This is a genomic window from Paraburkholderia sp. USG1 (assembly GCF_031570135.1).
GTDB classification, from domain to species: domain Bacteria; phylum Pseudomonadota; class Gammaproteobacteria; order Burkholderiales; family Burkholderiaceae; genus Paraburkholderia; species Paraburkholderia dioscoreae.
In genome coordinates this window covers 263,313-275,978 of record NZ_JAMWXW010000005.1, presented here as the reverse complement: position 1 = coordinate 275,978, position 12,666 = coordinate 263,313, and the positions used below count along the sequence as shown (strand labels likewise).

10 protein-coding genes are annotated in these 12,666 nt (G+C 60.2%); 6 read left to right on the top strand and 4 right to left on the bottom strand.

Annotation, left to right across the window (positions count from 1 at the left end; translation table 11 throughout):
• Window positions 1–72 precede the first annotated feature (72 nt).
• The 5 genes from NE850_RS09290 (at window position 73) to NE850_RS09270 (ending at window position 3,776) form a co-directional block, all read left to right on the top strand.
• Complete coding sequence (locus NE850_RS09290; RefSeq protein ID WP_007178131.1) at window positions 73–405, top strand: DUF2282 domain-containing protein; 333 nt, start codon at window positions 73–75, stop codon at window positions 403–405.
• A 66-nt stretch (window positions 406–471) separates the two neighbouring features.
• Entirely contained in the window at window positions 472–1,413 is a 942-nt protein-coding gene (locus tag NE850_RS09285; RefSeq protein WP_007178132.1) for a DUF692 domain-containing protein, read from the top strand.
• The gene (locus NE850_RS09280; protein ID WP_007178133.1) at window positions 1,410–2,387 is read left to right on the top strand and encodes a hypothetical protein; all 978 of its coding nucleotides are present in this window, start codon (window positions 1,410–1,412) and stop codon (window positions 2,385–2,387) included. Before NE850_RS09285 ends, NE850_RS09280 begins: the two co-directional genes overlap by 4 nt.
• Window positions 2,359–3,282, top strand: a complete 924-nt coding sequence (locus tag NE850_RS09275; RefSeq protein WP_007178134.1) for a DUF2063 domain-containing protein — start codon at window positions 2,359–2,361, stop codon at window positions 3,280–3,282. Before NE850_RS09280 ends, NE850_RS09275 begins: the two co-directional genes overlap by 29 nt.
• Window positions 3,279–3,776: a DoxX family protein gene (locus tag NE850_RS09270; RefSeq protein ID WP_310698664.1), complete on the top strand. Its 498-nt coding sequence runs from the start codon at window positions 3,279–3,281 to the stop codon at window positions 3,774–3,776. Before NE850_RS09275 ends, NE850_RS09270 begins: the two co-directional genes overlap by 4 nt.
• Before the next feature lie 59 nt (window positions 3,777–3,835).
• Here NE850_RS09270 and NE850_RS09265 read toward each other — a convergent pair whose 3' ends face one another.
• On the bottom strand, window positions 3,836–4,774 hold the full coding sequence (locus NE850_RS09265; protein ID WP_310698663.1) for an AraC family transcriptional regulator: 939 nt from the start codon (window positions 4,772–4,774) through the stop codon (window positions 3,836–3,838).
• Window positions 4,775–5,152: 378 nt separating this feature from the next.
• On the opposite strand from NE850_RS09265, the gene NE850_RS09260 reads away from it, so the two are divergent.
• Window positions 5,153–6,571 (top strand): NAD(P)/FAD-dependent oxidoreductase, encoded by a 1,419-nt coding sequence (locus NE850_RS09260; protein WP_310698662.1) that lies wholly within the window; start codon window positions 5,153–5,155, stop codon window positions 6,569–6,571.
• Between the two features lie 292 nt (window positions 6,572–6,863).
• Here the strand turns inward: NE850_RS09260 and NE850_RS09255 are convergent, their stop codons facing one another.
• The 3 genes from NE850_RS09255 to NE850_RS09245 all read right to left on the bottom strand — a co-directional run bounded on the left by NE850_RS09255 (window position 6,864) and on the right by NE850_RS09245 (window position 12,594).
• A complete protein-coding gene (locus NE850_RS09255; protein ID WP_310698661.1) occupies window positions 6,864–8,588 on the bottom strand; it encodes a methyl-accepting chemotaxis protein in 1,725 nt (574 codons plus the stop codon).
• 106 nt (window positions 8,589–8,694) lie between these two features.
• Window positions 8,695–10,857, bottom strand: coding sequence for an EAL domain-containing protein (locus tag NE850_RS09250; protein ID WP_310698660.1), 2,163 nt, complete (start codon window positions 10,855–10,857; stop codon window positions 8,695–8,697).
• A gap of 72 nt (window positions 10,858–10,929) precedes the next feature.
• Window positions 10,930–12,594, bottom strand: coding sequence for a methyl-accepting chemotaxis protein (locus tag NE850_RS09245; RefSeq protein WP_007178140.1), 1,665 nt, complete (start codon window positions 12,592–12,594; stop codon window positions 10,930–10,932).
• Window positions 12,595–12,666 lie beyond the last annotated feature (72 nt).

The following is a 12,666-nucleotide window of genomic DNA, read 5'->3' as shown; positions in this document are numbered from 1 at the left end:
CCACACGCACGGGCGCCAGCCTGATTGCCAGGTCTTCAGAGCATTGCTCTCTCTTAACGTTGGAGAAATCGTATGGCCGACTATAAAACCACCACTTTCGTCGCCGGCGCATTCGCCGCGGCGCTTGCCGCGATGACGGCCACGCCCGCGAGTGCAGAGGAATTCACCGCGGCACAGAAGAAGATTCAGGCCGAGCATACCGCCCTCGTCAAATCCGGCAAGGTCGAGCCCTGTTTCGGCACGGCTCTGAAGGGGCAGAACGATTGCTACGCCGGTGCGGGTACGACCTGCGCCGGAACGAGCAGTGCTGACTATCAGGGCAACGCATTCAAGCTGGTGCCCAAAGGAACCTGTACCACCATCTCCACGCCGAGCGGACCCGGCAGCCTGTCTCCCAAGGTTTAAAGATCGCCCAGCGGCCGGGCGCCGTCACGCCCGGCCCCGCAGTCCAAATCGCAATAACGGTTGGCCATGTCAGAGTCGCTACGCCCGGATGTCCAATGGAGCCTGCCTCATCGCGCCGGAGTTGGGCTTAAAGCCGAACATTACCGCACGATTCTCGAATCGCAGCCGGACATCGGCTTCTTCGAGGTTCATGCGGAAAATTATATGGGCGCGGGCGGGCCACCACACCGCTTTCTGTCAGCCATACGCGAGTCCTATCCTCTATCGCTTCATGGTGTCGGCCTGTCGATTGGTGCGGACCGTCCTCTCGACCGGAATCATCTCGAACGGCTCAAGGAACTCATTGCACGCTATACCCCCGGGTTGTTTTCCGAGCACCTTGCCTGGTCGAGCCACGACTGCGGCTTCCTCAACGACCTATTGCCGGTTCCCTACACGGTGGAGAGCCTGACACGTATCGTGGACCATATCGACGAGGTGCAGGAGGTTCTCGGCCGGCAAATGTTGCTGGAAAACCCCTCTACCTACCTGGCCTTCAAGGAAAGCACCTACTCGGAGATCGACTTCATTGCCACCGTCGCGCGGCGCACGGGATGTGGTCTCCTGCTCGACGTCAATAACGTGTACGTCGCGTCGATCAACCAGCAGTGGGATCCTTTTGCATATATTGACGCGTACCCGCTCGCGGCCGTGCAGGAGATCCATCTGGCCGGTCACGCGGAGGAGGCAGACGAAAAAGGTCGCCCGCTGCTGATTGACAGTCACGACCGTCATGTCGCAGACATCGTATGGAACCTTTTCGCACGAGCGATCCACCAGACCGGTCCAATTCCCACGTTGATCGAGTGGGACGCGAACATACCCGACTGGCCAGCCCTCAAAGCGGAAGCCGAACTGGCCGACGCTGTCATTCAGGCGGCGACGCAACCTGCAAGTGCCGACCATGTAATAAGGCGGCCGCAGTCCGGCATGACGCGGCGCCAGTTTAAAGAGGCACAGACACTATGATCAAGCGGCAAGTCCTTGTCTATTATGCGTGGAGTCGGCCGGGCGAGAACGGTGCGCCTCTCCATGTGATCGAAGACCGATTTCCGACACTGTTTGAAAGCCGCAGAATGGTTTTCCCGAGATTCCATGAACTCTCGAACCCGAGCCAGTTTGAGCAGAGCGTCGCGGGTTTTCTCGACCATATCATGAAGCGCAATTTCACCGCCTTCGTCGATCTGGCGGCAACACTGACTGGCCAGAGCGTGACGGAAATCGAGCGTGTCGCGGACGACGGGTTGCTCACGCCACTTGATGCGCACCTTCTCCGCGGTGTCGACACGCTGATCGTCATTAGCTTCGACTCGCTTAGAACGGCTCAAGATGCAGAAAGCGAGGAAATCGAAGCGCTCAAAACGTTCCTGGAACAGCCCGACCATCTCGCCTTCATCTGCCCGCATCACGACATCGGCGACGTAACGGACCTCCCGGAAAGCGAACAATTGCCCCGTCAGATTGCGGAGTTCCAGCATCACGGCGACACGACGATTCCGCCCCGGCAACGGTTCGGTGGCTTCGCACGGTCGCTCCTCGCGGGGCTCGGCGTACCCGTGGAAAACCGTTTTGGACTCAGACCCGCGGCCGAAGCAGACGGATCCCCAGCGCCCATAGAAGCCGAAACCTCTCTCGATCGATTAGGCTTGCTTCATAAAGTCAGCACTTTCAATCGACACCCGCATCTGCCGCAACTCGAACGTCTCGGCGATGCTGTTCGCAAACTTGATGTCCTGGCCCGTCAGCGAGTCGATCCCACCGCTCCGCCGCATCCCTTTACGCTCGACCGCGCGACATTCGATGCCCTCCTGCAATCTCGGCCGGACACATTCATCGGCAGCCTGCTGGTTAGCGATACCACGCTCTGGAGTTCAACCGCCGGCGGCGTCGACAGCCTTCGCGAGCTGTGGACGAATGTGGTTCAACGCCCGCTTCGGTCGTGAGAGCGCAATGGCACGCCAGGAACCATCTCAAGCATCGGCCGCACAGCCGCGCGGCAGCGCTGGCAACACAGGCCTGAACCCCGATTGCTTATGCGAACGTCAGGGAAACTTCGCCGCGGCGCTATTGGAACCCAATATGCCTGTCCCCGTCGGCCTGGTTGGCCCCGATCAGGAGCCGATCAAGAAACGCTTCGACGTCTATCGGAACAATGTCGTAGCTGGCCTCGTCGAGGCGCTAAAGGCTGCTTTTCCCGCAGTGTGCCGCATCACGGGCGATGAATTTTTCGTGGCGATGGCACGCGTCCAGGTCGCGCTCGAACCGCCGAAGTCACCCATCATGCTTGACTATGGCGACACGTTCCCGGATTTCATCGAAACGTTCGAGCCGGCGAAGAGTGTGCCGTATCTGCCCGATGTCGCCCGGCTCGAGCGCGCGTGGGTAGAGGCATATCACGCCGCAGAAGCGCCCCCAACCGACGCCGCCTTGCTCGCTCTGCTTGCCACGATTGATTCCCAGCGCCTTGCGCAGCTTAGTTTGAAGCTGCATCCTTCGCTGCGCGTAGTACGGTCGCCTTTTCCCATCGTCCAGATATGGTTGACGAACATTGACGGCGGCGTGCCCACCGCGATCGACATCTCCAGCGGAGGCGAGAATGCGCTTGTCGTACGCCCCTTTGCCGAGGTTGAAGTTCGCCGCGTACCTGCTGGCGCAGCGAGTTTCATCCTGAGCCTCTCGGCTGGGGCGACGGTCGCCGATGCGACAACGTTCGCTCTCGCCGACGATTCCGGCTTCGACCTGGCTGGGGCGCTTCGAGATCTATTCGCGATCAATGCGATCGCCGGGTGGGACATGAAAGAAGGTTTCGATTGCAAACCGATTGCGAGGTACGCATGAATCAACTTGGCACACGCACGAAAGGCCGCTTCGAACTGTTGATTCGCACGGCCCTGGAACAAATCCAGGCAATCGCGCAGGTTATCGCACCGCCAATGCTGAGGATTGCTCTAGCGCTTCCTTTCTTCCGGTCTGGTCTTACTCGATGGGACGGACTCCTGTCCATTTCCCCGGCAACGCTGTTCCTGTTCGAGAATCAATTCAAAGTTCACATCTTCGGCGCAGCCTACAATTTTCCTGCGCCTGACACGGTCGCATTTATCGTTGCCGTGGCGGAAATAACGCTCCCCATTCTGCTCGTGCTGGGATTCGCAACCAGGTTTGCGGCTCTAGCTCTGCTGGTAATGACGGCGGTGATCCAGTCGGTGTTCCCTGACGGCTGGGCGAACTTCCATCTCTATTGGGCGTCGCTCGCCGTTGGGATCATGGCGCTCGGCCCAGGAGCGCTGTCGCTGGATCGCCTGATAGCCCACTGGTTATATCCGCGAATCTGAAGATACGATCCAAACGTATTCCGGCGCCTACAGGCGGTTCGACTTAAGCGCCAGGCGCGTCAATCTCCCGCGCCTTTCATCGCGCGCCGCCGACCATGCTCGCGCGCGAACGCGGCAGGCGTGCGACCAACGTGACGGTGAAAACGCCTTGTAAAGTGACTCTGATCCGCAAAGCCCGTCATGAGTGCAACTTCCGCAAGCGGGATTGCCGTTTCCATGATTAACGATTGAGCGCGGCGAATCCGGCACTGCTCGACAAAGCCGATCGCCGTCATACCCGTGCTCCGCTTGAACAGCCGGGTAAAGTGAAAACGGCTCACATTCACTATGCCGGCGAGTTCGACGAGTCCTATTGGCCTGTCCAGATTGTCTTCGATATATCGGGTAAGGCGAGCCAATTCGACTTTGCTCAACGCCGGCAGCACCGGCGGTGCAATGGGCTCATATATGTTGTAGCTTCGAAGCAGATGCGCTGCCAGCGCGAACGAAACATGATCGACAATGAGGGCCTGCGCTGCGTGAGGCTTGCGATCGAGTTCCCCAATAAGGATCTGCGCCATGTGTTCGATAACGGGATCTCGCGTCTCAAACACATTCCGGATCTCGATCTGCGAAGTGGCGTGACGCCCAATCTGCTCGCCCACGGATTCAATAAGCGCCGTCGGAATCCGCAACCTCGCCGTTGCAGATGCACTGCCCTCCCAAAGCGAGTCGTAGCCGGCCGGCATGAGCATTGAAACACCTGCGGAGACGAGGCTTTCGTGAACGCTCCCATCTCGCCCCTGAACGAGACGCGCACTCCCATAGGGGCAGTAACAGATCAGATGATGATCGAGGGCAGGATATCTCTCGGACACGTCGGGGAGCGGAGCGTACATGTCCACAGTAACGCCAGACCATTCGCGCTCACGCGTCGTCGCCGTGGGACGATGCGATAAGACATGCACGATCTCATCGATGGTTACAGGCTTATCGGCGGTTTGCTGAATCGTTGACATGTCACGGTGCGGGAACTGCTTGCTGCGGGAAAGCCCGGACCAGCGTTGACCACTGCTGTCCACCCTGAACCTATGTCGGGCCTTGCGATTGAAGTGGCAAGCTCGAGCGGAAATGCTATCACGAAAATATTCCGGCGGAGGTCGCAGTGAACCGCTCCGCACCACGATAAAGTCGGGCACTATCCCGCGATGGATGGAAACGCAGCTCTGCTCATCGAGCATCGACCAAAGCGAGCACGACTGTTCAATTCGGCTTTCGTTTGATCTGATACGCTCGACTCATCCTCTCTATATCCGGGCCAGATTTGAATGGCCGCGGCGGCGCATGTCGATCCCGTTCATTACCCCTCCCTGATGGGAGCTCTGGGCACAAGACTGATGAACCATTACGACGTCATCGTCATTGGATGCGGCGCAGGCGGTTACAACACCGCCATTCGCGCGGGCCAGCTCGGCCTTTCCGTTGCCTGTGTCGAACGGGCGTCGAATATAGGTGGAACCGGCATCCGGACCGGCTGCATTCCGTCCCGATTGCTGCTTCATACTTCTGAAATATACGACCTGGCCAGCAAGGGTAAGAACGCCGCATTGGGAATCGACTGCGCACCAACGCTTAACCTGGCGCGGATGATGGCCTATAAAGCAGCGACCGTTGAAAAGATGTCGAAAAGCATTCACAAACTGCTGCGTAAGCAAGGCGTGACACTGATCTATGGCGACGCGCTGCTGGCCGCGGCGGGACATGTCATCGTCAGGAAAGCCGGCGGTATGCAGCAAATCCTGTCCGGAACATCCATTGTGATTGCCACCGGCTCCGAGCCAGTGCCGCTTCCGTTTGCCGCTTTCGATCGCATACGCATTCTCGATTCGGCTGACGCGTTGTCGCTCGACCGTGTGCCGCGGCATCTGGCGATTATCGGCGCCGGTGCGGTAGGCGTCGAGCTTGGCTCGATCTGGCAGCGCCTAGGCTCGCGCATCACCCTCATCGAGCGCTGCGATCGCATTTGCCACTGGCTCGACCGCGACGTAACGGCCACCCTGGAGCGCTCGCTCAAGCGACGAGGCATTGACATCAGATTGTCGAGCGACGTTGTCGGGCTCGATAAGCACTCCGATAGTGTGTCGGTTCTGCTGCGCAGCACGGCATCTGGCGAGATCGCCACCATCGACGCAGACATGGTGCTCGTCGCTATCGGCCGCCGGCCATCGACGGCCGGGCTCGACCTGGCGAGCGTCGGCATGCAAGCCGGCCCCGAAGGCGTATTGTCTCGGCAGGGACCGCTAGCACCCGTGACGCCCACAAAAAATAGTCCCGGCATATGGGTGGTCGGCGACGCCGCAACCGGCCCGATGCTGATGTCCAAAGCCGAAGAAGAAGCGATAGCCTGCGCCGAACGGATCGCCGGCCTGCCCGGATTCGTCAACTATCCGTCAATTCCCCAGGTTCTCCGTACAAGCCCCGAAGTCGCCATGATCGGGAAAACCGAGGACGAACTTCGGGGAACCGGAGCAGCGTATAGAGTCGGCTACTATCCGCTCGCCGCGAATGCACGCGCCGCAATCTGCGGCACCGCCGAGGGATTTGTGAAACTGTTGGTCGACTCCGGTACGAATCTCATCGCGGGGGCTCACCTCATCGGGCCGGGAGCAGCTGATCTGATTTCACAAGTAGCCGTTGCGATGGAAGCCTCCATGATCTGCGAAGACTTTGCGCGAATCTGTCACCCCTATCCGGTCTGGTCGGAGGCACTCCGTCAGGCGGCAATGGCCGCAGGCGGATGGATGATGCACGCATAGCGCATTACCCCAACGATCTGGCAATGCAAACGGCAACGGTGTGGGATCGCGACTGCGTATAGCGACCTAAGTTCAGTTTCGCGAGCCGCGCACACTGAATCGCGATTCCTGCAGACCGACCTCCCGAACCAGATCTCGCACCAGTTCGTCCGTCACCTCGCCGGCTTGCGACGGTGAGTCGCAGCACAGTCAGCATACGGAATGGGTGCCAGCGGAAAATTGCACGCTCTTGTGCCATTTGGTACGGGATTGCGAGATGCAAGTCAGGGTTGACGGTGAGCCTTTTTTTCGCTCAGAATGCGTGCCAGTCGTCACCCGTACCGGCGGCGGCCAGCGCGGGTGTGGACTTCCGCACCACGGGCGCAGCGCCCTTGCTAGCTATCTGGGCCCGCGAAGCCGGGCGCCGGAGCGGCTCCGGCCGCGGCCGCGCCGGCTGGCCGGCGACCGCAGCACCCACCCGGAAGAACGCCACCGCCTCGGTCAGTTGTCGCCCCTGATCCTCCAGCGATGTCGAAGCCGCCGCCGCTTCCTCTACGAGCGCGGCGTTCTGCTGCGTAACTTCGTCCATCTGCGTAATCGCCTGGTTGACCTGCTCGATGCCACGGCTCTGCTCGCTCGAAGCCGCAGCGATTTCACCCATGATGTCGGTCACGCGAGCCACCGCCTGCGTGACTTCAACCATCGTTTTGCCGGCTTCATCCGCGAGCGTCGTGCCGTTGTGGATCTTCTGCACCGAGGCACCGATCAGATCCTTGATCTCCTTTGCCGCACTCGACGAGCGCTGCGCAAGACTTCTCACTTCACTCGCCACCACCGCGAAGCCACGGCCCTGCTCACCCGCACGCGCGGCTTCCACCGCGGCGTTGAGCGCCAGGATGTTGGTCTGGAACGCAATGCCTTCGATGATCCCGGTGATATCCGCAATCTTCGTCGAACTCTCGCTGATGTCGGTCATCGTCTCCACGACCTGCCCGACCACGGCGCTGCCTTTTTGCGCGACTTCCGATGCATTGGCCGCCAACGCGCTTGCCTGCTGTGCGTTCTCCGCGTTCTGCTTCACCGTGGAAGTCAGTTCCTCCATGCTCGAAGCGGTTTCCTGTAGCGACGAAGCCTGCTGTTCAGTGCGCGACGAAAGATCCTGGTTGCCCGAAGCAATCTCGCTCGACCCGGTGGCAATATTGTCCGCTGAGGTCCGAACCTGAGCGATCAGCTTGACGAGACTGGCCTGCATCTCGCCCATCGAGGCAAGCACGCTGCCGCGTGGCGCCGCCTGCGCACCCGGCACAAGGCTCAGATCTCCGCCCGCCACACGCCGCGTCACCTCGCCCAGCTCGGCAGGCTCCGCCCCCAGCGCTCGCGTCACGCTACGGGTGATGAGGAATGCGGCAACGCCCGCCGCTGCGATCGCCGCCAGGCAGATACCAATCAGCAGCATGCGCTGCGTCGCGTAGCGTGCGGCCGACTCCTGCAGCAATTCCTGCGACCGGAAACTCGCGAAATCGCTATACGCATCGGTCGCCTTGACCAGCGCGGCCAGCAGTGGACGGCACTGCTCGTTCATCATGGTGATCGACTCATCGTGCCGGTTGTTTAACGCAGCGCTCACAATCGCGAGCGCGACCGGCCCGTACTGCGCCTCGACCCGATCGATGTCGGCCACGAGAGCACGCGCCTTCTCGCTCGAGTCGGTTGCGACCGCAAGCATCTCCTTCAATTGCCTGAGCCGTGCCTGCACATCTTCATGTGCCCGTGTCACCGCGGCTTTTTCTATTTCCAGATCCGCTGCCTTTGTCACAAGCACCAGATTTCGCGCGGCGATTGCGCGGCGGTCGACCGCTGTACGAATCTGCTCGGCTACCTGCGCGCGAGCGCTAATTCCGCTCACGTAACCCGAGAAGCGCCCATTCATATCATTCAATGCGTTCAGCGCGAGAATCGATACCACCACCACCAGAAACACGAGCAGGCTAAACGCCGCCATGAGCTTCGCACGTATCGTCATCTTGTTGAAATTCATGCTTCATCTCCATCGATTCAATTTCTAAACGTCTGGTTGCCATTTTGGCGCTCTCGCGCTCCTCTTATGCACCAGACGCGGCACAACGCTACTACTGCGGCAGCAATCAGGCACTCACGGACATCTGAAGCTGTCCGGGCCGCAACAGGCCTGCGACCTCTTCCGCCCGAACAGCCTTGCCGAACAGAAAACCCTGGCCATACGCGCATCCGCGCTGGGTCAAAGCCTGTTGCAGTTCGGCGCTCTCGATTCCCTCGGCCAACGTGGTCAGCCCAAGTCCATCGGACAAACAAAGAATGGCGTCGACGATCTTCGCGCTTTCCGCATCGGAGAGCATCGACTGGATAAACGAACGGTCTATCTTGATCTTGTCGAAATGCAATTCCCTCAGGTGATGCAGGCTCGAATAACCCGTGCCGAAGTCGTCCAGCGAAACGCGTATTCCCCAGCGGCGGAAGTTATCGATGATCGATTTCGCCGTCGGTAAATCGCCGACCAGCGCCGATTCAGTGATTTCGATCTCCAGCCGCGACGGCTCGAAGCTCTCCTCGCTCAACACGGACAGCAATTGCGCGGGCAGCAAAGGGTCGGCCAGTTGATGCGGTGAAAGATTGAGCGCGAGCGTCATCCGCCCCGGCCATAGCCGTGCGTCCCGGCATGCCCGTCTGAGCATCGACAGCGTGAACGTTGTCGCAAGACCGAGCCGTTCAATGACGGGAATGAACGTGTCCGGCTCGACGCTGCCGCGCGCGGGATGCGTCCAGCGCGCAAGAATCTCGAAACCATACGTGCGATTCGTCCGCAGATCGACGAGCGGTTGGTAGTGCGGTTCGATCGCATGCTGCGCAACGGCATTACGCACGTCGAGTTCCAGCGCCGCGAGGCAGCGAAGATCCTCCTGCATGCTTTCCTCAAAGAACTGGAAATCGCCGCAACGGCGGGATTTGGCGCGGTACATCGCGGCATCGGCGGCCCGGAGAAGGGTTGCCGCATCGTGTCCGTCCCGGCCGCACAACGCGATACCTATACTGGAGCCGACTTCGACCTCGGAGTGTCCAATCTGAATCGGTGCCCGAATCATTTCGCCGATACGCGTGGCCAGTTGTGCTGCGTTGTCGAACGCCGGTGTACCTTCGACACGTGCGACAACGGCAAATTCGTCGCCGCCGAGGCGCGCCACCACATCCTCTTCGCGCACCAGAGCGCGCAGTCTGGCCGCTACCGTACAGAGCACGGTGTCGCCGCCTTCATGCCCATGCAGATCGTTGACTGCCTTGAATCGGTCAAGGTCGATCACATAGACAAAATGCGTTGCGCACTTCGCCGTGTCGGCGGCACACATCAGATTGTCGATGCGGCTCGACAGCATCCGGCGGTTGGCAAGGCCGGTTAGCGAATCGTGGCGTGCAAGCCGGTCGGCGACCTGTTCGGCAAGCTTGGTCGCCGTGTACGCTTCTTCGAGCGCCTGCGCGCTCTGTCGGAAGCGCTGGAAAGCCTGCGCGAGACTGCCGATTTCGTCGTCACGGTCGACGGAAGGAATCCGCGCGTCGGCCTCTCCCGCCGAAAGACGCGCAAGCGCACCGGCAATCCCTTCCAATGGCGCGAAGACGTTGGTCTCCAGCTTGCGGCGCATCCACATCGAGGCCGCTGCCATCAACAGCCCTGAAGCCACGATGACGACCAGCAGGCGATAGGAAGTACGGCTGATTGCCGATGTATCGAACCTGGCTGCCTTCGCATTGCCGTCGATCAGCGAGTCGACGGCCTCGTCGGCCGCCTTATACAACCGGTCGGTCGAGTCGGTGAACCGGTGGCTGAAAGCGACCAGCGATCCGCCAGCCCGCTCCCATTCCTGCTCCTCGTTCAGGTACTGCTCGACGGTCTCGAACACGGCCGAGGACTGCGTGAGCGTCCGCGACGAATCGAGGACGAGAAATTCCTCGTGCGCGTTGCGTATTGCTTGCCGATGCTGCGCCGCCAGTTGCAGGGCATGAGTTGTGGCGGCCGAGTCGTTCGCGAGAACGATATAGGCCTGAGCGAGGCGCAACTCCGTCAAGCGGTCGCTCACTTCGCCAAGAAGTCGCGTGTTGGCAATCCACTTGTCATCGATCTCATCTGCCTGACGTGAGATCCCGAGCAGTTGCAGGCAGAACCCGAAGAATAAAACGGCGAACAACGCGACCAGCAGTTTGCTGAAGACACTGAACCGCAGACGGGCCGACCGGTCCAGAAGGGTACGGCAGTGCCGCACCTGCTTGATGATGTTCATATCAGGAGCCCCGTCGTTGTTGCAAGGCTGCGGACGCGACATGCGGTCCGCGCGCTGGACCTCGGGCCGACATCAGAAGGCCTCCCAGCCGACGCTGCCCGGCGCGGCCTGCACACGCTTTCTGGCAGGGACAGTGATGCGGCGCGCGGCGGCAACCGCATCCGGAAGACGGGAGGCGCCACGCGCGGACGCGGAATCGGTGACGCGAAACTTCGAAACCAGCGACTGCAATACACCGGATTTTTGCGCCATCGATTGCGCTGCTGCGGCGGCCTCCTCCACGAGGGCTGCATTCTGCTGGGTCACTTCATCCATCTGCATGACGGCCTGGTTGACCTGTTCGATGCCGACTCTCTGCTCGCTCGATGCCGCGGCAATTTCGCCCATCAGGTCGGTGACGCGATTGACTGCGTGCACGACCTCGCTCATCGTCTTTCCCGCTTCGCCGGCAAGCTGCGTGCCCTGGGCTACCCGCTCGACCGACTGCATGATCAGGTTCTTGATCTCTTTTGCCGCCGTCGCACTGCGTTGTGCAAGCGCTCTCACTTCACCGGCGACCACGGCAAAGCCTTTGCCCTGATCACCGGCGCGCGCCGCCTCGACCGCCGCATTCAACGCGAGGATGTTGGTCTGGAAAGCAATGCCTTCGATCACGTTGATGATCTCCGCCACCTGATTCGAGCTGGACGAGATCCGCCCCATGTTTTCGACTACCTGACTGACGATCTCGCCACCACGTGACGCCGAGACAGAGGCGCTCTGCGCAACCGAGTTGCCCTGTTGCGCGTTCTCCGCATTCTGCTTCACCGTGGCGGTCAGTTCCTCCATGCTCGCCGCCGTCTGTTCGAGTGACGCGGCCTGTTCCTCGGTACGCTGGCTGAGGTTGGTGTTGCCTTCCGCGATTTCGGCCGCACCGCCAGCAATGCCTTCGCCGCAACTGCTGACCTCGTACACCATTGCGGCCAGATTCGCATTCATCGTCTGCAACGCCACGATCAGCGTAGCGGGCTCGTCACGGCCCACATCGGCGATCTCGCCAGTCAGGTCGCCCGCCGCGACGATCTGCGCAAACTTTGTCGATCTGACGATCGGCCCTGTAATCGACCTCGTGATCGCAACGGCCAACGCAAGGCCCAATGCGACTGCGCAGACGGTCAAGGTCACGGTCCAGATAATGGCCGAATGGTAGTGGCTCGATGCGCTCGATGCATCCTGCAGGCTGCCGTTGCGGTTAAGCTCGACATCTTTTGCAACGAGGATCATTGCGGCCTGAAAACTGGTCGCACCTTCGTTAGTAGCCAGTGAGCGAGCCCGGGCAATATCGCCCGAGATCACGGCCGTTCCCATTTGCGCATCGACTTTGAAGTATTGCGCCCATGCAGCGGAAAACGCGGCATACAGTTTTTGCTCGTCTGCCGACGATATGAGCTTTTCATACGCGAAGAAATTGCGCTTCAACGCCTCTACGGCGTCATCGTGCATTTTCTGCTCCGTTTTCAGATCCGCCTTGTCCTCTTCGAGAACCATGTCCAGAGAGAGACGGTGAATATCGTTTGCTGTGTTCTGCAAACTGCCGAGTGATTGCACGCTGGGCAGCCAGTTATCCGCAAGCTCTAACGTGCCGCCAAATACCTGGTGCATCTGATACAGCCCGAGCGCTCCCGTCGTCAGCAAAAGGAATAGGGTAAGACCGAAGCCAATGGCCAGCCTTGCACCAATCCGGAAATTTCGAAGCATTCTCACTGGCACCTCCAAGGTTCATCTAACCTGTTTAACGGAGAGTGCTGTGCTTACTGAAGGAAATGATTC